General features: G+C 38.8%; 16 protein-coding genes. 12 read left to right on the forward strand and 4 right to left on the reverse strand.

The annotated features are described in order from the left end of the window. The first annotated feature begins 2 nt into the window (after positions 1-2). Positions 3-2,669, forward strand: a complete 2,667-nt coding sequence (glnD, locus tag H2677_RS09250; protein WP_004911835.1) for a [protein-PII] uridylyltransferase — start codon at positions 3-5, stop codon at positions 2,667-2,669. Positions 2,670-2,694: 25 nt separating this feature from the next. After that, positions 2,695-3,864, forward strand: coding sequence for a succinyldiaminopimelate transaminase (gene dapC / locus H2677_RS09255; RefSeq protein WP_212638373.1), 1,170 nt, complete (start codon positions 2,695-2,697; stop codon positions 3,862-3,864). Positions 3,865-3,919: 55 nt separating this feature from the next. On the opposite strand, the gene H2677_RS09260 is transcribed toward dapC, so the two are convergent. Beyond that, a complete protein-coding gene (locus H2677_RS09260; protein WP_004954827.1) occupies positions 3,920-4,537 on the reverse strand; it encodes a LysE family translocator in 618 nt (205 codons plus the stop codon). Positions 4,538-4,692: 155 nt separating this feature from the next. On the opposite strand from H2677_RS09260, the gene H2677_RS09265 reads away from it, so the two are divergent. The 3 genes from H2677_RS09265 to H2677_RS09275 all read left to right on the forward strand — a co-directional run bounded on the left by H2677_RS09265 (position 4,693) and on the right by H2677_RS09275 (position 9,632). Then, positions 4,693-5,145: an Lrp/AsnC family transcriptional regulator gene (locus H2677_RS09265; protein WP_004962624.1), complete on the forward strand. Its 453-nt coding sequence runs from the start codon at positions 4,693-4,695 to the stop codon at positions 5,143-5,145. Between the two features lie 145 nt (positions 5,146-5,290). Continuing rightward, the gene (locus H2677_RS09270) at positions 5,291-6,481 is read left to right on the forward strand and encodes an efflux RND transporter periplasmic adaptor subunit (RefSeq protein WP_212638374.1); all 1,191 of its coding nucleotides are present in this window, start codon (positions 5,291-5,293) and stop codon (positions 6,479-6,481) included. Between the two features lies 1 nt (position 6,482). Beyond that, positions 6,483-9,632: an efflux RND transporter permease subunit gene (locus H2677_RS09275; protein WP_212638375.1), complete on the forward strand. Its 3,150-nt coding sequence runs from the start codon at positions 6,483-6,485 to the stop codon at positions 9,630-9,632. Between the two features lie 56 nt (positions 9,633-9,688). Here H2677_RS09275 and H2677_RS09280 read toward each other — a convergent pair whose 3' ends face one another. Next, positions 9,689-10,177, reverse strand: coding sequence for a glutathione peroxidase (locus H2677_RS09280; protein ID WP_004954840.1), 489 nt, complete (start codon positions 10,175-10,177; stop codon positions 9,689-9,691). Further along, entirely contained in the window at positions 10,174-10,593 is a 420-nt protein-coding gene (gene msrB, locus H2677_RS09285; RefSeq protein ID WP_212638376.1) for a peptide-methionine (R)-S-oxide reductase MsrB, read from the reverse strand. Before msrB ends, H2677_RS09280 begins: the two co-directional genes overlap by 4 nt. A 240-nt stretch (positions 10,594-10,833) precedes the next feature. Between msrB and H2677_RS09290 the strand changes: the two genes are divergently transcribed. Then, positions 10,834-12,264: a pyridoxal phosphate-dependent aminotransferase gene (locus H2677_RS09290; RefSeq protein WP_151958978.1), complete on the forward strand. Its 1,431-nt coding sequence runs from the start codon at positions 10,834-10,836 to the stop codon at positions 12,262-12,264. Positions 12,265-12,304: 40 nt separating this feature from the next. On the opposite strand, the gene H2677_RS09295 is transcribed toward H2677_RS09290, so the two are convergent. Further along, positions 12,305-13,207, reverse strand: a complete 903-nt coding sequence (locus H2677_RS09295) for an SEL1-like repeat protein (protein ID WP_004954844.1) — start codon at positions 13,205-13,207, stop codon at positions 12,305-12,307. Positions 13,208-13,760: 553 nt separating this feature from the next. Between H2677_RS09295 and H2677_RS09300 the strand changes: the two genes are divergently transcribed. The 6 genes from H2677_RS09300 to H2677_RS09325 all read left to right on the forward strand — a co-directional run bounded on the left by H2677_RS09300 (position 13,761) and on the right by H2677_RS09325 (position 23,377). Beyond that, the gene (locus H2677_RS09300; protein ID WP_125299558.1) at positions 13,761-14,828 is read left to right on the forward strand and encodes an asparaginase; all 1,068 of its coding nucleotides are present in this window, start codon (positions 13,761-13,763) and stop codon (positions 14,826-14,828) included. Positions 14,829-14,996: 168 nt separating this feature from the next. Further along, complete coding sequence (gene dnaE / locus H2677_RS09305; RefSeq protein WP_212638377.1) at positions 14,997-18,560, forward strand: DNA polymerase III subunit alpha; 3,564 nt, start codon at positions 14,997-14,999, stop codon at positions 18,558-18,560. 14 nt (positions 18,561-18,574) lie between these two features. Then, positions 18,575-19,420: an RNA methyltransferase gene (locus tag H2677_RS09310; RefSeq protein WP_125299560.1), complete on the forward strand. Its 846-nt coding sequence runs from the start codon at positions 18,575-18,577 to the stop codon at positions 19,418-19,420. Next, positions 19,413-20,225 (forward strand): serine O-acetyltransferase, encoded by an 813-nt coding sequence (cysE, locus tag H2677_RS09315; RefSeq protein ID WP_004954858.1) that lies wholly within the window; start codon positions 19,413-19,415, stop codon positions 20,223-20,225. Before H2677_RS09310 ends, cysE begins: the two co-directional genes overlap by 8 nt. 113 nt (positions 20,226-20,338) lie before the next feature. Further along, the gene (locus tag H2677_RS09320) at positions 20,339-21,238 is read left to right on the forward strand and encodes an ABUW_2363 family tetratricopeptide repeat lipoprotein (RefSeq protein WP_004911875.1); all 900 of its coding nucleotides are present in this window, start codon (positions 20,339-20,341) and stop codon (positions 21,236-21,238) included. A 120-nt stretch (positions 21,239-21,358) separates the two neighbouring features. Next, on the forward strand, positions 21,359-23,377 hold the full coding sequence (locus H2677_RS09325) for a lipase family alpha/beta hydrolase (RefSeq protein ID WP_212638378.1): 2,019 nt from the start codon (positions 21,359-21,361) through the stop codon (positions 23,375-23,377). Positions 23,378-23,419: the final 42 nt, after the last annotated feature.

Below are 23,419 nucleotides of genomic sequence, written 5' to 3' on the forward strand. Positions count from 1 at the left end.
TCATGATCAATACATCTCCATTGTTGAACTATGTCACCAGTCATCATGATATTAAAGCTATTAACCAATGGCGAACCGATGTAGAAAAGCAATTACAAGAGAGTTATGAAAATGGGCAATCTATTCGTGAAGTTATTAAAGCTCGATCAAACTCTATTGATGAAGCATTGATTTTTTTATGGAATCATGCAGGTTTAGATCAAACGAATTTAGGTTTGTTCGCTGTAGGTGGATATGGTCGCCGCGAAATGCTGCCATATTCAGATACAGATATTATGATCTTGTCTGAGGATGAGATCAGTGAAGAACATGAAAAGCTTATTTCTTCTTTCATTTCCTCTTTATGGGATGTTGGTAATTTTAAACCAGGTACCAGTGTACGCACGATTCAAAACTGTGTTGATCAAGCATCAAATGATTTAACAGTCGCTACTACCTTGATTGAAGCACGCTTGATCACAGGTAATGAAAATTTAGCAAAATGGCCACGTCGAATTGTTGCACAGACATGGACGGATAAAACCTTCTATGATGCGAAAATGGAAGAGCAAGCTAAGCGTTATGCTCAACACAATAATACTGAAAGCAATCTCGAACCAGATATTAAAAATGCGCCTGGCGGTATCCGTGACATCAATCAAATTGGTTGGATTGCTAAACGCCATTTTCGTGTAAATCGTATTTATGATCTTGTGCATTTAGGCTTTATTACAGAATTTGAACTTGCAGTTTTAGAAGAAGCAGAGAGCTTCTTATGGGAAATTCGTAGCCATTTACATCGTTTAGCTAAACGTGATGAAAATAGACTTTTATTCGATCATCAAAGAGAGATAGCTGCTAAATTTGGCTATGTTCGTGAAGAAGGTCAACCTGCCAACTATGGCGTTGAACAATTCATGAAACGTTACTATCGAACAGCACAGCAAGTTTCAACACTGAACGAAATGCTTTTAGCATATTTTAACGAGTCAGTGATTACCCCTCGTTTACCAGACTATGAACGTCAAATCGAAGACATCAATGAACGTTTCAAAATCGTAGATGGTAAACTCGCAGTACAGCACCACAAAGTTTTCTCTGAAGAGCCAAGTGCAATATTAGAGTTATTCTATTTACTCGCCAATCGTCCTGAAATAAAAGGGATTCGTGCGCGTACATTACGACTACTTGTGCTCGCAGCTAAACGAATCGATCAACGCTTCCGCGATAATCCAGAGCATCAAGCACTCTTTATGTCGATTATTCGTTCACCCGATTTATATGACACTATGGTCGCGATGAAACGTTATGGTGTATTAGGTAATTACATCCCTGCTTTCGGTCAAATTACTGGGCTGATGCAATATGATCTTTTCCATATTTATACAGTCGATGCTCATACTTTATTACTGCTACGTAACTTAAGTCGTTTTAAAGAGCCTGAATTTGCGAAAGAGTTTCCTGTAGTGAGTTCAGTGTTTCAACGTATTTCACGTCATGACATCGTTTATCTTGCTGCAATCTTCCATGATATTGCCAAGGGTCGTGGCGGTGATCACAGTGAACTCGGTGCTTTGGATGCCATTGAATTCTGTCGCACACACGGATTTACTGAACGTGAATGTAAACTTGTGGCATGGTTAATCAACAATCACTTACTGATGTCACTCACTGCTCAGAAAAAAGATATTTCTGACCCTGATGAAGTGAAGGAATTCGCTGAAAAAGTTGGTGATATGGAGCATCTTGATTATCTATACACCCTTACGGTTGCAGATATCAATGCGACAAATCCAAAACTGTGGAATACATGGCGTGCTTCATTAATGCGCCAGTTGTATACCTATGCACGTGATGTGATTCGTTCAGGTCTAGGTCGACCAGTTGATTATCAAATGTTGATTGAAGATACCAAGTTCGCTGCAAGTGAATTATTAGTGAATGATTTTTCACTCGCTGAAGTAGAAAAGGTTTGGCAAGAACTTGGCGATGAATACTTTGTAAAAGAATCTGCAAATGAAATCGCTTGGCATACTCAAGCAATATTACAGCACGGGGATAACCCTGCTCCGTTGGTATTGTTACGTGCTCACCGTAATGCTGCGCAAGATGCAGTACAAATTTTTATTTATACCCGTGATCAACCAAACTTATTTGCCACAACAGTAGCCGTACTAGATCGTATGAACCTTGATGTTCAAGACGCCCGAATTATTACGGCAAGTACTGCTTTTAGTTTAGACACATATTTAGTCTTAGATCGTTTTGGCACCTTACTGACTGACCCAGAACGGGAACGAAAAGTGAAATTGGCATTGGTTGAAGCACTCAGCCATCCTGACCAATACCCTGGTATCATGCAACGCCGTATCCCAAGACATTTGCGTCATTTCGATGTTCAGAACACTGTCGATATCGCACTAAACCCTGCTTTACAACAGCATATGGTTGAAATATCAACACTTGACCAACCCGGTTTACTTGCACGTATTGGTGCTCTCTTCATGTTACAAGGTTTAGATATCCACTCAGCGAGGATTGCTACCCTAGGCGAACGTGCTGAAGATATTTTCTTTGTGACCAAAAAAAATGGTGTGTTGTTAACTGATGAAGAGGTCAAACTCTTTGCTGAGACACTAAAAGCGGCTCTCGATGAAGCATCAAACCAAATTTGTAATCCACCCTCTTAATTTTTATTGTTCGGTAACTGTTTAAATGAACTCTAGCTTGTCTTTATTGCATCCGTATCCTTTTGAAAAGTTAAATCAACTTTTTAAAAATGTGCAACCAGCCAATTTACCTTTGATTCCATTGTCTATTGGTGAACCGAAACATCCTGCACCTGAGTTCGTTAAACAAGCAATTATTGATAACTTTGCACATTTATCAACCTACCCAAACAGTAAGGGCTTACCTGAGCTGCGCCAAAGTATTGCAAAATGGCTTACAAATCGCTTTTCACTGAATCAAATCAGTGCAGAAGAACATATTTTGCCTGTTTCTGGCACACGTGAAGGAATCTTTTCTTTTGTACAAGCTTTGATTAAAAGAGAAGATGCGCCTTATATTGTAATGCCAAACCCTTTTTATCAGATTTATGAAGGTGCTGCGTTACTTGCTGGTGCAAAACCATATTTCATTAACTGTACAGAAGAAAATGGTTATTTAGGCGATTTTGATGCTGTACCTGCAGAAGTTTGGGAAAAAACAGCTTTATTGTTTGTATGTACACCAGGAAATCCAACGGGAACCGTACTCTCAAAAGAACAATTTAAGAAGCTAATCGCACTGTCTGATCAATATGGTTTTGTTATTGCTTCTGATGAATGTTATTCAGAACTTTGGTTTGACCAAGCACCAATTGGCCTTTTAGAAGTCTGTGCTGAAATTGGACGTGATGACTATAAGAATTGCATCGTATTTCATTCACTTTCAAAACGTTCAAACCTTCCGGGTATGCGTTCGGGTTTCGTTGCGGGCGACGCAGCATTATTAAAACCTTATTTACAGTATCGCACCTACCATGGCGCAGCAATGCCTGTTCAACATCAGCTTGCATCTATTTCAGCATGGAATGATGAAGCACACGTGGAAGAAAACCGCCAACAATACCGTGCGAAATTTGAATTATTCCAAAGCGAACTTGGTCATTTATTACCACTACAAAAGCCAGATGCTGGATTCTACTATTGGTTAAAAGTTGACAATGATGAAACTTTTGCTCAAATATTAATGGAAAAAGCACATATCAAAGTTCTTCCAGGTCGCTATTTATCTCGTGATACTGAACAAGGTAATCCAGGCGAAGGTCACGTGCGCATGGCTTTAGTTGCTGATCTCGCTCAATGTGAAGAAGTTGTTAAACGCCTAAAAGCAATTCTTTAAATACAATGAGTTCGGAATCTGTAAGTGATTTTTATTACAGATTCCGAAATAAAACTTAAACCTGACCAATAATTAGAATTGTAGCTATCAAAACCATCAACGTACCTGAAATTCGACTGACCACCCTAACAGCATGGGGTCTGGTACTTAATAGTTTCTTTGCTGCCAATCCAACCAATACATAAACAATTGCGCAGCTAATTAAATGAATAATGCCTAAAGAAAGGATCTGAGCTGTAGCTGAAAACTGCAAGTTTGGGTGAATAAATGGCGGCAATAGTGCAAAAAAGAGCAATAAAACTTTCGGATTTAAACCACTAATTCCCACACCTTTAACGAACCAAGACTTTGCTGAATCAAACGCAGATGTCTGTTGTTCAGTACTTGAGATGGTGGCTGGTCGAATCAACAAGCTTATACCCATCCACAGTAAATAACATGCACCAACAATCGTTAAAGATGTCAATAAAATTGGATAATGACTAACTAAAGTGCCAACACCAGCTGCAACACACAAAATCGCTAAAAAATGCCCCAGTACAAGCCCTGAAACTGCTGTAACAATAAACTTCCCTTTTATTCCCGCCAATATTGCATACGCCCAGTCAGCACCAGGTGTTAAAACAAACAAGATTGAAACACACCAAAAGGCAATAATTACATTTAAATCCATATCCATAACTCTATTTATTTCAATATACTACGATTGAAATGAATTTTTATTTCAACCATGTGTTGAAAAATCTATTGGAGAGAATATGCTTAAATGGTTAAAATGTTTTCCTAATTAATTTCTTTTATTTCTATTTATTCAGGAGATTCTTCTAAATGGATCGCACAGATAAGAAAATTCTTGCTGAATTACAAAAAAATGGGCGACTATCTATCACAGAACTCGCTGAAAAAGTAGGTCTAAGCTTGTCTCCCTGCCACCGTAGAGTGAAAGCTTTGGAAGAATCTGGTGTGATTAAAGGCTATCATGCGGATTTGGAAGCATCTCAAATTGGATTTAACTTCTCAGCCATCATTTTTGTGACACTTAAAGATGGAGATAAAAGCGCACTATCTCAATTTGAAGAAAAAGTCAGTGAAATAGCCAACGTTATTCAAGCACAACGTCTGTTTGGTAATCCTGATTATCTTCTCCATGTGGTTGCCAAAGATCTAGCTAGTTTTCAAAAACTCTATGATGATAGTTTATCGGCATTACCAAATGTGCAACGACTCACCTCAACGATTGTGATGAAAAATGTGGTGATCAACCGCTTATTACCTCTTTAAATATTCATAATATGTAGCCGCTTTCCATTCATTTGTCTCCCGACATATAGTGCATTTAAAAGCTATTCATCTGTCTATTAACTATTGACCATCTGTTGAAATGTTCGTCTATACTTAGGCATCAAAATTTGGTGACTATGGAAAGATGGCTCCTCAAACTTCACAAAATACAAAGAAAAAGGTTTGGTTGATTGCTGCAATCATTATTGTACTTATCACCGTTACATTTTTAATGTGGAAAACGAGTTCAAGTAAAAACTCAGATACAGATGATAAGCAAAAAAATGCTCAAACAAACACTCAAAAAGCTGCACTGACCGTAACAGTAGTTTCACCAGAACAACAAAACTGGAAACAAGTTTTTACTGCGAATGGAAATATTGCAGCTTGGCAAGAAGTTGTAATTAGCAGTGAGCTATCTGGACAGAGATTGACACGCGTGAATGTAAATGTCGGTGATGAAGTAAAACGTGGTCAAATTTTAGCTGAAATTAATAGTGAAACTATTCGTGCTGATTTAGCGGCAGCAAAAGCAAGCTATGCAGAAGCTCAAGCTGTCTTGGCTGATGCAATTACCAATAATAAGCGCATTCAACAGCTAAAAAATACTGGTGCTATTTCAGCACAAGAATCAACACAATATCAAACATCACAAGCAACAGCTCAAGCACGTTTAGATGCAGCAAAAGCACAAATTGAAAGCAATCAACTGCGCTTAGCCCAAACACAAGTCGTTTCTCCTGACAACGGTGTCATTTCTGCTAGAACTGCAACCGTTGGCTCTTTAGCACAAACAGGTCAAGAATTATTCCGCTTGATTAGAGATCATCGCTTGGAATGGAGAGCTGAAGTTACAACAACAGATTTATACAAACTTAAACAAGGCATGACTGCTCACGTTATTTCACCTGATCCTTCACAACCTAAAGTGACGGGGCAAGTTAGAATGATTGCACCAGTAATTGATCCTCAAACACGTTATGGTTTGGTATATGTTGATTTGCCAACAACTCAAGCAATTCGTATGGGAATGTTTGTAAAGGGAGAGTTTGATCTAGGTGAAAAAACAGCGATCACCATTCCTCAGACCGCTCTACTGCTCCGTGATGGATTTTCCTATGTTTTTGTACTTGATCAAAACAACCGTGTAACACAGAAAAAAGTAACAACAGGACGTCGACAGAATGATCGAGTTGAAATCTTAGATCTTCCGTTAAATGTAAAAGTGGTTTCTTCTGGTACAGGTTTCTTGACTGATGGTGATTTAGTGAATGTTGCGCAAGCAATTCCTGAAACGCCACTTACTCAAAAGCTTGTAAAATCGCAGGAGAAATAAAATGAATTTCTCAGCGTGGTCAATCCGAAATCCAATTCCAGGAATTCTTTTATTCATCATGCTTGGATTGGCAGGTCTGTTGTGTTTTCACTGGATGAAAATACAACAATTCCCTGATATTGAATTACCGATGGTGACTGTTTCCGCCGCATTACCAGGCGCAGCTCCACCACAGTTAGAAACAGAAGTTGCTCGAAAAATTGAAAACTCAATTGCAACGCTACAAGGTCTAAGAAATCAGTACACCAACATTCAAGATGGTGTTGTGACAGTCACCGCAGAATTTCAGCTGGAAAAGCCATTGCAAGAAGCTGTTGACGACGTGCGTAATGCTGTTTCACAAGTACGTTCAGATCTACCTGCTGATTTAAGAGACCCGATTGTTAGTAAAATTAATCTATCTGGTTCACCTATCCTCACCTATACCATCCAATCCCCTAAAATGGATGAAGAAGCTCTTTCATGGTTCGTGGATTACGATATTGCTCGTGCTATGTTACAGGTTAAAGGTGTGGGTGCTGTTGCTCGTGTTGGTGGTGTCACCCGCCAAGTTGAAGTCGAACTCGATCCTGAAAAATTACTGGCACTCAATGCGACTGCAACTGATATCACTCGCCAGCTTCGTTTGGTTCAACAAGATGCTTCAGGTGGACAAACCAAGATTGGTGGCAGTGAACAATCCATTCGTACGATTGCAACTGTAAAAACAGCTGCTGAAATTGGCGCCATGGATATCGCTTTAAGTGATGGTCGACATATCAGACTTGATCAAGTGGCTACAATTCGAGATGGAATAGCGGAACGACGTTCAGCAGCATTACTGAATGGACAACCAGTAATCGGTTTTGAGATCACACGAAGTAAAGGTGCAAGTGAAGTTGATGTTGAAAAAGGCGTTATTGAAGCATTAGATAAGCTTAAGGCATCTCACCCAGATATCAAAATCACAGAAGCCTTTAACTTCGTTAAGCCTGTTGCTGACAACTATAAAGGTTCAATGTCACTACTTTATGAAGGTGCAATTCTTGCAATTTTAGTGGTTTGGCTGTTTCTACGCGATTGGCGAGCTACGATTATTGCAGCAACTGCTTTACCTCTTTCTATTTTGCCTGCCTTAATCGGCATGTACTATTTTGGATTTACCTTAAACACAGTAACACTACTCGCTATGTCACTCGTCGTGGGTATCTTGGTGGATGATGCAATTGTTGAAATTGAAAATATCATTCGGCATCTACGGATGGGTAAAACACCATATGAAGCTGCTATGGAAGCAGCCGATGAGATTGGACTGGCTGTTATTGCAACCACATTTACATTGATTGCTGTATTCCTTCCCACGGCATTCATGAGCGGAATCGCAGGAAAATTCTTTGTTCAATTTGGCTGGACAGCAGCGCTAGCGATATTTGCCTCGCTTTTAGTCGCTCGATTATTAACACCAATGATGTCAGCTTATATTCTGAAGCCTTGGATTGGCAAAGTTGAGAACACAGCAGAAAACTCAGATGCAGATAGATTAAATGATCAAGGGACATCCAAGCTTGCACGTGACCGAGAAAAAGATGGTCGTGTTATGCGTGGTTATATGCGTCTAGTCACGTGGTGTCTAAATCACCGTTGGGTTACGCTTGGTGGTGCTATTCTGTTTTTCATCGGCTCAATTATGCTGATTCCGCTTCTACCTACAGGTTTTGTTCCACCACCTGACACAGGACAAACTCAAGTAAGATTAGAACTCACTCCAGGCTCACAATTCGCAGACACCTTAAAAACTGCTGAATACGCACGAAATCTTATTAAAGATCATCCAGAAATCAAAAGCATCTATACAACCATCGGTGGTGGTGCAGCTGGTTCAGATCCTTTTTCTGGTGGTGCATCCAGTGAACCTCGAAAAGCAACTCTAACAATCCAAACCTCAGAGCGCTCAGATCGTAGCTTAAGTTTGCAAGAAATCGAAAGTGAAATACGTCAGCGACTCGCTCCTTTACCTGGTGCTCGTATTCAAGTCGGTATCGCAGGGAACAATAGCCAATATCAACTCGCCTTATCAGGTGACGATCCTGAAGCTCTTATCTCAACAGCGCGTAAGCTGGAACGCGAATTACGCACAATTCCAAACATCGGCAGTATTACTTCCAGTGCAGCACTCATTCGTCCAGAGTTGGTTATTCGCCCAGATTTTGCTAAAGCAGCTGATCTTGGGGTTACAACTTTTGATATCGCAGAAACACTGAGGATTGCCACTGCAGGTGATTTCGACCAAAACCTAGCAAAATTAAATTTATCGCAACGACAAGTTCCTGTCGTGATCAAACTTCCGCTTTCTGCACGTCAAGATCAGGAATTGATTAAACGCTTAATGATTAAAGGAAGTCATGGTCCAGTGATGTTAGGTACAATTGCTGATGTCAATATTGAAAGCGGTCCATCACAAATCGATCGTTTCAATCGCCTGCGCAATATTAATTTTAATATTGAGTTGAATAACCAACCGCTTGGTGATGTAGCAGCAAAAGTTGATCAATTACCAACGATGAAAAACTTACCACCTACTGTGAAACGTACCAATATTGGTGATGCTGAGGTGATGCAGGAGCTTTTCTCAAGCTTTGGATTGGCAATGCTCACAGGGGTGCTATGTATCTATGTCGTTTTAGTGCTCTTATTCAAAGACTTCTTACAACCTATTACCATTTTGGTCGCATTACCATTGTCTTTGGGCGGTGCATTTGTATTGTTGCTTTTGGCAAAAAGCAGCTTTTCAATGCCAAGTTTGATTGGACTAATTATGCTGATGGGGATTGCAAGTAAGAACTCTATTCTTTTAGTCGATTACGCGATCATCGCAAGAAAAGAGAAAGATTATTCACGATTTAATGCTTTGCTTGATGCCTGTCATAAACGTGCGCGCCCGATTATTATGACAACCCTTGCTATGGGTGCAGGTATGCTACCTATCGCTTTGGGTATCGGAACAGATCCAAGCTTCCGTGCACCAATGGCAATTTCAGTAATTGGTGGTTTAATCACTAGCACTTTCTTATCTTTATTGGTTATTCCAGTGGTGTATACCTTTATTGATGATATTAATCGCAAGCTGCATAGCTTTAGAAAAACCAAAGATCAAGCGGTTGAACAGCTTTGATCTGTATGTGAAAAAGACGGTCTTATGACCGTCTTTTTTTAACACTTATATTATTGTTACTTTTTCGCCAAAGCTTTCTCAATATCAGCTTCTAAAGCTTCAGGTTTAGTAGTCGGTGCATAACGCCCCAAAACTTCTCCATTACGACCAACCAAGAATTTTGTGAAGTTCCATTTGATATTTTGACTACCCAAAATACCTTTTGCCTCACGTGTCAAAAATCTAAAAATAACGTGTGCTTCCGGCCCTTTCACATCAACCTTTGCAAACATTGGAAAAGTTACACCATAGTTCCTTTGACAAAAATTCCCAATTTCCTTATTTGTCCCTGGATCTTGCCCTCCAAATTGATTGCAAGGAAACCCTAAAATTTCTAATCCTTGAGATTTATATTTTTCGTAAAGCTTCTCAAGTCCTGCAAATTGCGGAGTGAAACCGCATTTACTTGCGGTGTTCACAATCAGCATGACCTTGCCTTTATAATCAGCGAGCGCCTTTGTTTCTCCCTCTAACAATTCAGCTTCAAACTGATAAATGTTACTCATGGATACGTTTCCTCGTCATTCTTTTCTTCTGTTTTAAGTTGTAATGATGCCGAATTCACGCAATAACGCAGTCCTGTCGGCTGTGGACCATCCTCAAACACATGGCCCAAATGTGCATCGCAATCATGGCAGACAATTTCTGTTCTGACCATACCATGTGATATGTCTTCGTGCTCTTCTATTGCAGTATTATCAATCGGTCGATAGAAACTTGGCCATCCCGAACCACTGTCGTATTTCGTTTCTGAAGAAAACAACTCAGCACCACAGCAACGGCATACGTAAATGCCATGTTGTTTGCTATTCCAATATTGACCTGTAAATGCGGGTTCTGTGCCTTTTTTACGAGTGATACGATATTCTTCTGGTGACAACTCTCTTTGCCATTCTCGATCTGTTTTATTCACTTTTCCCATAGCCAGCACCTATTATTTTGTTGTAAAAAATATCTTGATGATCATGCTTTATATTTACGCCATTCAAAAAAAAAACTCTAGTCTTTCAATGTGTAATTTATCGTAATTTAAGCACTTATATTAAAATAGCAAATAGTAAGCAAAATATTTTTACACAAGTAAGCAATTTTCATTTAAAACACCTTTCAAGTAAGCAGTCATAGTGGTATTCTTGTTCAGCGCGGTTGTATTGGACAAAAAATGTCACAGAAAAAAAGTGTGGTTTTTAAAAATCTATTACCAACCATCAGACAGTATCAACAATCTGGTTTTACGCATGAAAAAATTGTTGAATTACTGAGAGATCAACATGATCTTGATCTGGTTACAGTTGAAACATTTAAAAGTTATCTATATCGATATGCAAAAGTGAATCCCGCTATGCCTAAAAATACTGCTACATCCCACTCAGCTCAAATGCCTCGACAAATCAAAAAGTCTTCAAAGCTTGAGCATGTATGTTATGACATTCGTGGACCAGTATTACGCGCCGCCAATGAAATGGAGGAGCAAGGGCATAAAATTATTAAGCTAAATATTGGCAACCCTGCACCTTTTGGTTTTGAAGCACCACAAGAAATTATTAATGACGTAGCATTAAACCTACCGAATGCAATTGGATATACAGACTCAAAGGGGATTTTCCCTGCTCGTAAAGCCATTTGTCAGTACTATCAGCAAAAAGGCGTCTTTGACATGCATGTCAATGATGTCTATGTAGGTAATGGTGTTTCAGAATTAATCGTAATGGCAATGCAAGGTTTGCTAGATGATGGCGATGAAATGCTTGTTCCAATGCCAGACTATCCTTTATGGACAGCTGCGGTAAATCTGTCAGGCGGCACAGCAATCCACTATAAGTGTGATGAAGAAAACTATTGGTATCCAGATCTCGCAGATATGGAAAGTAAAATTACACCAAATACTCGTGGTATTGTTGTAATTAACCCAAACAACCCAACTGGTTCTGTTTACCCTAGACACGTTTTAGAACAGATCGTTGCTTTAGCGAAGAAATACGATCTCATTTTATTTGCCGATGAAATCTACGACAAAATCGTTTATGACGGAATTGAACACGTTGCTCTAGCAGCATTAGCTGGTGATCAATTATGTATTTCATTTAATGGTTTGTCTAAAGCATATCGAATTGCAGGTTATCGTGCTGGGTGGATGGCGATTACAGGTGACAAAGCACGAGCTGCTGATTATATCGAAGGTTTAGATATGCTAGCGTCAATGCGCTTGTGTTCAAACCATCAAGCTCAGTATGCGATTCAAACAGCATTAGGCGGCTATCAATCAATTAATGACTTGATTCGCCCTGGTGGTCGTTTATATGAACAACGCAATATTGCATGGGAAATGTTAAATGAAATTCCAGGTGTAAGTTGTGTGAAACCTGATGGGGCGATGTATTGTTTCCCTAAACTTGATCCTGAGATTTATCCAGTTGAAGATGATGAAAAGCTCATGCTTGATTTACTGAAAGCTGAAAAGGTACTTTTAGTACAAGGCACAGGATTTAACTGGCCAACTCCAGACCACTTCCGTGTTGTATTTTTACCAGCAGAAAATGAATTACGTGAAGCAATCAATCGTTTAAGCCGTTTCTTGGCAAAAATGCGCTAAGCATCTAAAAAAATCCCCCTCTGTAAAGGGGGATTTTTTATCAGTATTCTGAACTTTGAGTTTCATCCCACTGAGCTTCGTATTCTTTAGATTTTTTTAGATCTTGTTTCAGACCAAAACCACCTTTTTCATAGATACGAGCTAAATCCAACAAACACTCATTCTCACCCTGATCAACTGCAAGCTCGTAATATTCAGCCGCTTTTTTATAGTTTTTTGCGACGCCTTTGCCTTCTTCATATATATAAGCAATATTTGATGAACCCAAACCATTATCTGCCTCAGAAGCAAGGGTAAATAATCTTAGTGCTTCTTTATAATCCTGCTTAATACTACCCTTACCTTCCAGATAGAAAATTCCAAGATTATTGATCGCAGTTGGCTCATCTTGTTTTACCGCTAGCTGATAATAATGGAGAGCCTTTTTGAAATCCTGAGTGACTCCATCACTTCCATCATTATATAAGTGACCTAATTCAGCCTGAGCTAAATCTAATCCTCCATCAGCAGATTTAGTCATCCACTCCAAGCCTTTTTTACTATTCACCCCAACTCCTTCATCTCCATACAAATAGAGAAAACCAAGGTAGTATTGAGCATACAGTTGCCCCTTTTGTGCAGCTTGTGTGTACCATTTTAATGCAGTTGGATTATCTTCTTCTGTTCCCTCACCATAGTCGTACATGTAACCGACCGAAAAAAGTGCATCTGCATTTCCTTTCGCAGCTGACTTTTTGAACCACTCTAAAGCCTTACCAAAATCTTGATCAACATCATTTCCGTAGTAATAAGCATCACCTAAATTATTTTGTGCTTCAGCATTACCTGATTTTGCCTGCTCTACGAGTTCTTGGCTAAACGGAACATCTTCGGCATAAACAGTACTCGAAATAGTGACACTGCTACTCAATAGTATTGAAAGAACAATATTCTTTAATTTCATTATAAATTTCTCATGGATAAATTTTTTATTGGTCTCTATTTTAACGTCAAAAACATCCAAGTAAACTTAAATTTAAATTTACCAATTAGATGAAATAAACCCATCTTTTAAAAGCTCACTATAACCGTAGCACTTTGAGGTGAATGATTCAGAACAAGTTTTTTCACCACCCAATATCACATGAAAAATAAAATAATGGGAAATGGATAAATGTGTTAAAAAATATCAATGTTTGCTTTTTGCCATAGTACAAGTATTGAAAATTATGGTTCTGACAATACGACTAAAGCATAAAGTCTTCATATGAAAAATTAAAAATTGACCATTTGGTCATAAATACCATATGAAATTCATGATTTTCACACCTTAAAATAGCAATTAAATATTATAAATTTAAAACCCAACTTCTCATTGCTTCGACATAAATTAGATGTACTCGAAAAAAATATAATGCCAATGATTTTGATCTATAAAAATTTGAATAATATTCCAGTGTCATGTCGTGTGTAGACATAGCACATCTATGGAAAATTAAAATACAGGATTGTGATTAATGATTACTAAAACGGTTAAATCATTTGGATTAGCTTTAACACTGATTGCTTCATCAGTTGCGTTACATGCGAAAAACAATGTCGTAGTTGTAGCAACAGGTGGAACAATTGCTGGTGCGGGTGCAAGTTCAACGAACAGTGCGACATATACCGCAGCCAAAGTTCCAGTCGATGGTTTAATTAATGCTGTTCCTCAAATCAAAGATCTGGCAAATGTAAGTGGTATTCAAGCCCTTCAAATCGCTTCTGAAAATATCACTGACAAAGAGTTACTCTCCCTTGCTCGCCAAGTCAATGATTTAGTTAAAAAACCATCTGTAAATGGCGTTGTAATTACTCACGGTTCCGATACGCTAGAAGAAACTGCATTTTTTCTAAATCTAGTTATTCACACTGAAAAACCTATCGTTCTTGTTGGTTCTATGCGTCCATCAACTGCTCTTTCAGCAGATGGTCCACTCAATCTTTATAGTGCCGTTGCAATCGCTGCATCTGAAGAAGCCAAAAATAAAGGTGTTTTCATCGTGATGAATGATTCAATTTTTGCTGCGCGTGATGCAACCAAAGGGATTAACATTCATACCAATGCATTTATAAGCCAATGGGGTGCATTAGGTACAATCGTTGAGGGGAAACCTTATTGGTTCAGAAATAGTATCAAACGTCATACTAACAACTCCGAATTTAATATTGAAAACATCAAAGGTGATCAACTTCCGTTGGTTCAAATCACATATGGTTCAGGTTCAATGACACCAGAAGCTTATCTTGCTTATGCAAAAGCTGGAACGAAAGCGATTATTCATGCAGGAACAGGAAATGGTTCGGTAGCAAAATATCTTGTTCCGACATTGAAGCAACTACATGATGAACAAGGCATTCAAATTGTCCGTTCATCTCGCGTAGGTCAAGGTTTTGTATTACGAAATGCAGAACAACCTGATGATCAATACGGTTGGGTGGCTGGACATGATCTAAACCCACAAAAAGCTCGTATTTTGACTGCTTTAGCACTGACAAAAACTAATGATGCAAAAGAAATTCAGCGAATCTTTTGGCAATACTAATTGCTAAGCTGAAATCCAAATCGATGTTAATCAGTTGATCTGATTAGCATCGTTTTTTATTTATTCTTGGTTAGATCATTCCGAACAGCATTCTATTGCAAAAATATTAGACAACTGTCCTAAACAGAGCGTGTTAGAATATTCTTCAATCGCGTTTAGGATAGATTTATGCAGTTTGTTCATCTTGGTATTCACACAGAGTTTTCGATTACAGAATCGATAGTTCGCATACCTGATTTGGTCAAAGCTGCTGTTGCTGAAGAAATGCCAGCTTTAGCAATTACTGATCTTTCTAACCTACATGCCGCTGTTAAATTCTATGGTGCATGCTTAGGTAAAGGGATTAAGCCTATTATGGGCAGTGTTATTCGATTGAATGATGCTGAACATCGTGCAACTTTACTTGCGATGAGCAATACAGGTTGGCGAAATTTAACGGAAATAGTATCTAGAGGATTCATCGAAGGTCAGCAACTTAGTGTTCCTTGTGTTCAAAAAGAATGGGTATTAGAACAAGCAGAAGATTTAATCATTCTATTGGGGCAACACAGTGATGTAGGCAAAATGCTCTGCTCTTCCAACCCTCAGAAAGCAGAACCTCTTCTTGAAGACTGGATTAGTAAATTTGGAAATCGTGTCTATCTTAGTTTGACGCGCACAGATCGTGTTGGGGAAGAAGATTTTATTGTTGAGGCGGTAAAACTTGCTGCTAAGTACCAAATCGGTGTAGTGGCTCATAACGATATCCACTTTATCGAACAAGACGATTTTTATGCTCATGAAGCACGTGTTTGTATCGCAGATGGATACGTATTAGGTGATGATAAGCGTCCTAAACCGTATAGTCCTGAACAATACTTTAAAACAGCAGAACAAATGTCTGAGTTATTCTCTGACATTCCTAGTGCGATTGAAAATACTTACCAAATTGCTAAACGTTGCAACGTTGCCTTGCAGCTTGGTACCTATTTCTTGCCTGATTTCCCTATTCCTGATGGTTATACCATTGATACCTATTTCGAACATTTATCACGAGAAGGTTTAGAAGAACGTTTAAATCATCTATATCCAATTGATGAACGCGATGAAGATTGGCCTGATATTCGAAAGCCATATGATGAACGAATCAAATATGAAGTCGATATCATCCTCAAGATGGGATTCCCAGGTTACTTCCTTATCGTCATGGACTTTATCCAATGGGCAAAAAACAATGGTGTACCTGTGGGACCAGGGCGTGGTTCGGGTGCAGGTTCATTAGTTGCATATAGTTTAAAAATTACTGACCTTGATCCTTTACGGTACGACCTATTATTTGAGCGCTTTCTAAATCCTGAACGTGTCTCAATGCCTGACTTTGATGTCGATTTCTGTATCGCAGGTCGTGACCGTGTTATTGAATATGTTGCACAAAATTACGGACGTGAAGCAGTTTCACAGATTGCAACCTTTGGAACAATGGCTGCAAAAGGTGCAATTCGTGACGTGGCACGTGTCTTAGGTAAATCTTATGGTTTAGCTGACCGTATCTCCAAAATGGTTCCAACAAAACCATTGGGTGTAGACTTAAAACAAGCCATAGAGCTTGAACCACAACTAAAAGATATCGTCACCAACCCTGCAAACCCTGATCATGATGATGCTGCTGAAATTTGGGAAATGGCGCTCAAATTAGAAGGCATTACACGTAACACAGGTAAACATGCGGGTGGTGTTGTCATCGCACCTGGAAAAATTACAGATTACTCGGCCGTTATCTGTGATCCTGATGGCACAAACCGTGTAGCTCAATATGATAAAGATGATGTTGAAGCAGCAGGTTTGGTTAAATTCGACTTCTTAGGACTGCGAAATTTAACAGTAATTGAAGATGCTGTTCAAAATATTAATAAAAGAATTCAATCAGATGTCCCACTAAATATCGCTAATGTACCATTAGATGATAAAGATGCTTATCTCGTATTTGCTGAGGCAAATACGACTGCGGTTTTCCAGTTTGAATCCGTCGGCATGAAAAAGATGTTAAAGGAAGCTAGACCAAGCAAATTCGAAGAGATTATTGCTTTCGTTTCCTTGTATCGTCCTGGTCCGATGGACCTCATTCCAGACTTTATCCATCGTATGCACGGTGGAGAATTCGAATATTTGCATCCTTTGCTTGAAAGTGTCTTAGAACCAACCTATGGGATTATGGTTTATCAAGAACAAGTAATGCAGGCAGCACAGTTCTGCGCTGGCTATACGCTTGGCGGAGCCGACTTATTACGCCGTGCAATGGGTAAGAAAAAACCTGAAGAAATGGTAAAACAACGCCAAATCTTTATTAAAGGTGCGGCAGAAAAAGATATTGATGAAGCAACAGCGAACCATATCTTCGATTATATGGAAAAATTCGCGGGTTACGGTTTTAACAAATCACATGCGGCCGCTTATGCTTTAGTTGCTTACCATACTGCATGGTTGAAAGCACATTATCCAGCTGAATTTATGGCAGCGGTAATGTCATCGGAAATGCAGAATACGGATAGTGTCGTATTCTTAATTGATGACTGTCGTAATAACAAACTCGAAGTTCTTCCCCCTTCTGTAAATATGTCCTTGTATCATTTCCATGCCATTGATGAGCGTACAATCGTCTATGGTTTAGGTGCAATCAAAGGTGTTGGTGAGCAGGCAATGCAGTCTGTGATCGATTCACGTATTAAAGATGGACCATATAAAGATTTGTTTGATTTTTGCCATCGTATTGATCTGAAAAAAATTAACAAACGTACACTCGAAGCGCTTATTCGTGCTGGTGCACTCGACTGTTTAGGAATAGAACGTTCTAGTCTTATGGCTCAGCTTCCTGAAGCCGTTCAAGCTGCGGAACAAGCACGAAGCAATCGTGAAACAGGAATTATGGATTTATTTGGTGAAGTTGAAGAAGTTCAGCGTAAACCAACTAAACCTGTTAAACCATGGTCAGATGAAGTCCGTTTAAAAGGTGAAAAAGATACACTTGGACTTTACTTAACAGGACATCCAATCGATGTATATCGTTCAGAATTAAAAGCATTCATTCCTGCAAAACTGAATGAAGTTACCCCGACACGTCGTGGTGTAACCACGGTATTTGCTGGTTTGGTACTCGATGTAGCAAACTTTCCAAACCGTATCATGATCACTTTAGACGATGGTACTGCACGGATTGAAGTTAGTTGCAATCATGAACGTTTTCAAAGATATAAAGATATTGTGCGCTTAGAACAAGTCGTCGTGATCGAAGGCGAGATTTATGAGCGTGAAGGCTTTGACCGCCCAATGGCACGTTTAAGTAAAGCATTTAGTTTGAATGAAATTCGTCAAAAACGTGCTCAATCCATTCAAATACGTATGCCACACGATCTCATGACTAAATCTTTAGCAAAAGATATGCAAAACATTCTCTTACCATATTGCAATGTAGATATGTGTCAGCATATCGGTATACAGCTTCTTATCGATCAAAGTTTTGCGACAGCTGAGTTGCATTTAGGTGCTCAGTGGAAAGTTGCGCCTTTAGATGAACTGCTTGGTAAATTACGTGACTACTTTGGCAAAGATGCGATATATATTGAATATCAAGTAAAATCCAAAGCAGCAAAAGTCATTGAAACACCCAAAGTAAGTGTGGTTCCTCCTCCACCTGCAAATATGTCTATAGATGATGCTTTAGATCTGTATCAAGCCGAAGTTTCTCAATATTCTTAAAAATTGGATCATTTATGAACCTGTTTGACCAAAATGACGTGTCCAAACAATTGGATCATGTTCGTATTGTTATGGTAAATACGACTCTCCCTGCCAATATCGGTAGTGCACTTCGTGCCATGAAAACGATGGGATTGTCTAAATTAGTATTGGTAGCACCTAAAACCTATCCTCATCCTGATATTGATGCTTTAGCCGCTGGCGCCCAAGATTTAATCGAAAAAATACAAATCGTTGATACTTTGGAACAAGCAATTGAAGACTGCCATCTGGTGTTTGGAACCAGTGCTCGCAGCCGCACTATTCCTTGGCCTCTGCTTGATGTTCGCCCTGCAGCACAAGAAAGTTTAAAAGCAGCCAATTTAGATCAAAATATTGCAATCGTCTTTGGTCGCGAAGATCGTGGTCTGACCAATGAAGAGTTAGCATTAGCAAACTACCATTTAACTATTCCAGTCAATCCAAGTTATGGCGTTTTAAATGTAGCTCAGGCAATTCAAGTGGTATGCTATGAATTAAGGATGGCAGCACTTGAGCTCAATCAGCAAAACACTGATCAGACTGACCCGCAAGAACATATGCAGCTAAAGCAAAATCAAAGTATGCAATGGGATGAGCCATTGGTGACACAGAAACAAATGGAAGAGTTCTATCCTCATTTAGAAAAAATGCTAACTGAAATTGAATTCTTAGATCCAAATAATCCACGTTTATTGCCTTTGCGTTTGCGTCGTTTATTTGGAAGAATACAATTAGATCGTATGGAATATCATTTATTGCGCGGTATTTTCAGTCGAGTACAAGCTTTAGCCAATGGTTCATGGAAAAAAACACAGACGGAGGATCACTCTCATGATTAAACAGCTAAAAGAAGACATTGAAGCTGTATTTGCACGTGACCCTGCGGCTCGAAATACACTTGAGGTTTTAACCACTTATCCTGGTATTCATGCATTAATTATGCATCGTGTAGCACATGAACTCTGGAAAAAAGATCACAAAGGTACAGCTCGCCTGCTCTCGTCATTTAGTCGATTTGCAACTGGGATAGAAATCCATCCAGGTGCAAAAATTGGAAAACGTTTTTTTATTGATCACGGCATGGGCGTTGTGATTGGGGAAACAGCTGAAATTGGTGATGATGTCACCCTGTACCATGGCGTTACGCTTGGTGGTACTACTTGGAATAAAGGTAAACGCCACCCAACTTTAGAAGATGGTGTTGTTGTTGGCGCTGGAGCTAAGATATTAGGACCATTTACTGTCCATAAAGGGGCGAAAGTTGGTTCAAATGCTGTAGTGACCAAAGAAGTTCCTGAAGGAGTTACCGCTGTAGGTAACCCAGCACGTTATATCTTTAAAGATAAAAATCAAGTTGAGCAAGATGAAGCAAACCGTCGCGACTATGCAGAAAGCATCGGTTTCCAACCTTATGCAACAACTCAAGATCAATCAGATCCTATTTTAGAAGGCATACGCGTATTATTAGATCGTATGCAGAAAAATGAAAAGCGTATGAATATTCTATGTCAGCGTCTATCTGAGCTTGACCCAACATTCAAACCTCAAGGTGGTAAAAATCAACCATTGAGTAAAGAAGAACTTAAGATTATTGAAGAAGTTAGAAGAGAGTGTGAAGCACAAAGCAAAACATCAACAACATAATATAATTTATAAGAAATGTAACAAGCTTTTCATTGCAAGTTGGTTTTGCTTTTCCTAGACTGGTAAAACCAACGAACTACTTCTCATTTTACTAAAATTAATGGATGTAAAGCATGAATTTTAAGCCTTTGGCATTACTTGTAATTTCAACCACATTTTTAACCGCATGTGGTATTGCGCCGACCAAAAAAGAGAAGATTGTTGAACCATTTGTGTTCAAAGAACCAGATCCGACACCACCATTCTATGCTTTAAATCCAATCAAATATGATGCACCACCAAGCTTTGAAGTTGCCATCAAAGATGCCTCTACACAACCAGTGACAAAGATGGTTGTTTCTTTGCAAAATGACCCAACAAAATCTGCAACTTTAGATATTAATAAATTGATTGTCCCAACAATTGATAGTTCTGAAAGACGGATGAAATATGCGGTTCTTGCAGGCGAAAATGAAATTGATGTAACGGAAATTGATGACTTCTTACAACTAGTTGAAGGAAAAGCACGTCATTACCCTCCTCGATTTACTGAACGCCAAGAACGCAAAGGATATGAAGTAAAGTTAAAAGAAATCACACACAAACTAGATGCTCTCGCTGAGAAACCAAATGCATCTATGGATATTTTGACCCGTGCATTTAAAGCCAGTGTAATGGCTCGCAACCTTGACTTGGGTACAGCTTACACATCTAAGTCTTTAACTTATGCTCAACGAATTTTAGCGATTAACCCTAACGATCCTGAAACCAATTTTTGGTTCGGTTTTGGATTATCAGAAGGTGGTGGACAACGTGAAGCGATTCCATACCTAGATAAAGCGATTAAAGGTGGAGTGCAAGAGGCATATCTTTCTGCTGCAAACAATTTCTTATGGCTTGAACAGAAGAAAAATGCGCTTCAAACGCTCAAAAATTACAAAATTAATTATCCTGACGAAGCAGAAGTAGTTGACCGTTTGATTCAAGAAGTTGAATCAGGAAAACGTTGGAACATGTGGCAAGTTCTTAACTAAATTACTCTCTTTTTTGTAAAAATAGGCCGTTTTATACGGTCTATTTTTTTATGTTGATTGAAAATGCATCCTTTTTTCGTATTATAGCGGTAATCCTGCTCTCAATTTACTGAAACCCTAATGCGTGCATTTAATTCTTCACATCGCCTATTTGCAATAACGCTACTCAGTACAGTCGTCATGAGTGGTTGCCAAGTTGTAAGCTTAAAACAGCAAGCCATTGATGTCACAATTGCTAATGAGAGAAATAGTATCCTGACTCAAAAAAGACTCAGCGAAGCAAGTCTCAATGTTTTATCGATGTCAGGTAAAGAAGCAAAGTATTGCATGCAATCTGCTGATGAGTGCATTGCGGATTTACATAAGATTCCTCAAATCTTAGATGAACAGCTCTTATCGACTAGCAGTGAATTATTTCTAGCGAAATCCAAAGCTCTAGCGGACTCATCAGAATGCAAAATAAGTAAACTAAGCAAACACAAATCTGAGGAAGAACAAAAGAATATTCAGAAAAATTATGAGCAGTGCTTAGATCAACAATTAGAAGCTTTAGATAAAAGTATTCGCTATAGCTATGCTTATCTATTTAAAACCAGTCGCGCACCACAAGAACGACTTTTTGATAACCGCCAAGTACAAATTCGTGACTTTTACAACCAAGCATTAACTCAACTGGTCAATATTCATAGTCTAAGAAATCCATCCAAAGACCTCGCACCGACTATTAAAATTGGGAAAAGTACGTATACGATTGATATCCAAGCTTATCAACGTTTACAGAATATGAAGCTAGAAAAATTTGTCTCTAGCTATAACATGAACTTCTCTGGATTAAGAGCAATTAACCGACGCGATGGTTTTGGTTCTGATTTTGTAGCAGTATTCCCTGCTGACACAGCTAATAAGTTTGAAAATAAATATATTTTAGATCCTCTCAACTACAACTACCCTAAAGGTACAAATCCGAATATTCACAAAGCTCGTTATTTAGCTGCGACTATTATTGCTCAACCTAAACGCGCCGCTGCAACAGCAGATGAAGTGTTAAATAGCCCAGAATTTGAGATTAAAGTTTACGATCCATATAGCGTTGAAAAAGTTAATATCGCTGGAAAACCTTATTCATTGGCTGCAAATTTCTCTGCTCCATATGGTTTATGGTTGTCTGAAAATAATTTAGGTGCAGCAGCTTACTTAACTTTAATTGATCGTGATCAACACCTAACCATGCCGCATTTATATATGCTGGAACCTTACAATCCTAATAAAAAAGTAATCGTATTGGTTCATGGTTTAGCTAGTAGTCCTGAAGCATGGATTGCGGTAACAAACGATATTATGGGTGATCCTGTACTTCGTGAACATTATCAAGTCTGGCAAGTTTTTTATTCAACCAATATGCCAATCTTAGAAAGTCGTTTTCAAATATATGCTCTACTTAAACAAGCATTTGGCTCGGTGAATTTGCAAGATGCTGCAGCAAAAGATGCTGTTCTCATTGGACATAGTATGGGTGGTATTATCAGTCGTCTTTTAGTGAGCAATGCTGATATATCAAAAGAAGCATTAGTGATGATGAGTAGTCGTCAGCAAACTCGTTTACGCAAGCACCCCGTAATTGGTGAGCGACTAAAAATGCAACCTATATCTAATTTTGATCGTGCGATTTTTCTTGCAGCACCGCATAAAGGTACAGATTACGCTGATCGTTGGTTTACTCTCGCAGCACGAAAAATCATTAAACTACCGACCACATTTCTCACAACACTGGCAGATACTTTAACAAGTAATGATGTTGAGCTTAAAGACTTTGTAAAAACACTTACTAATGATGTTATTCAGAATGGTCCAAGTGATCTAAGTAAAAAATCCAAATTTATGGAGTTAACAGCTGATATTCCTCCACAAAAAGGTCTACTGTTTCATTCCATCATGGGAAATATCACAAAGAGCCAAGATCCTAACATCATGACAGATGGAATAGTTCCGTATAAAAGTGCTCACCTAGATGGAGCTGTTTCTGAAAAAATTATTACAGGTGGTCATTCAATTCAAGAAACTCCCGAAGCAGTCTTGGAATTAAGACGAATTTTACGACAACATCTGGTTGAACACGGTTTGTATAAACCGCAAAACTAAATAAAAAGCCCAAAGTTAACTTTGGGCTTTTTTGTTACAAGT

The sequence above is a fragment of the Acinetobacter junii genome (assembly GCF_018336855.1).
Taxonomy (GTDB): Bacteria; Pseudomonadota; Gammaproteobacteria; order Pseudomonadales; family Moraxellaceae; genus Acinetobacter; species Acinetobacter junii.

Coding starts and splice junctions, on each gene's coding strand:
- glnD (WP_004911835.1), top strand. CDS start 3: ATGATCAATACATCTCCATTGTTGAACTATGTCACCAGTCATCATGAT.
- dapC (WP_212638373.1), top strand. CDS start 2,695: ATGAACTCTAGCTTGTCTTTATTGCATCCGTATCCTTTTGAAAAGTTA.
- H2677_RS09260 (WP_004954827.1), bottom strand. CDS start 4,537: ATGGATTTAAATGTAATTATTGCCTTTTGGTGTGTTTCAATCTTGTTT.
- H2677_RS09265 (WP_004962624.1), top strand. CDS start 4,693: ATGGATCGCACAGATAAGAAAATTCTTGCTGAATTACAAAAAAATGGG.
- H2677_RS09270 (WP_212638374.1), top strand. CDS start 5,291: ATGGCTCCTCAAACTTCACAAAATACAAAGAAAAAGGTTTGGTTGATT.
- H2677_RS09275 (WP_212638375.1), top strand. CDS start 6,483: ATGAATTTCTCAGCGTGGTCAATCCGAAATCCAATTCCAGGAATTCTT.
- H2677_RS09280 (WP_004954840.1), bottom strand. CDS start 10,177: ATGAGTAACATTTATCAGTTTGAAGCTGAATTGTTAGAGGGAGAAACA.
- msrB (WP_212638376.1), bottom strand. CDS start 10,593: ATGGGAAAAGTGAATAAAACAGATCGAGAATGGCAAAGAGAGTTGTCA.
- H2677_RS09290 (WP_151958978.1), top strand. CDS start 10,834: ATGTCACAGAAAAAAAGTGTGGTTTTTAAAAATCTATTACCAACCATC.
- H2677_RS09295 (WP_004954844.1), bottom strand. CDS start 13,207: ATGAAATTAAAGAATATTGTTCTTTCAATACTATTGAGTAGCAGTGTC.
- H2677_RS09300 (WP_125299558.1), top strand. CDS start 13,761: ATGATTACTAAAACGGTTAAATCATTTGGATTAGCTTTAACACTGATT.
- dnaE (WP_212638377.1), top strand. CDS start 14,997: ATGCAGTTTGTTCATCTTGGTATTCACACAGAGTTTTCGATTACAGAA.
- H2677_RS09310 (WP_125299560.1), top strand. CDS start 18,575: ATGAACCTGTTTGACCAAAATGACGTGTCCAAACAATTGGATCATGTT.
- cysE (WP_004954858.1), top strand. CDS start 19,413: ATGATTAAACAGCTAAAAGAAGACATTGAAGCTGTATTTGCACGTGAC.
- H2677_RS09320 (WP_004911875.1), top strand. CDS start 20,339: ATGAATTTTAAGCCTTTGGCATTACTTGTAATTTCAACCACATTTTTA.
- H2677_RS09325 (WP_212638378.1), top strand. CDS start 21,359: ATGCGTGCATTTAATTCTTCACATCGCCTATTTGCAATAACGCTACTC.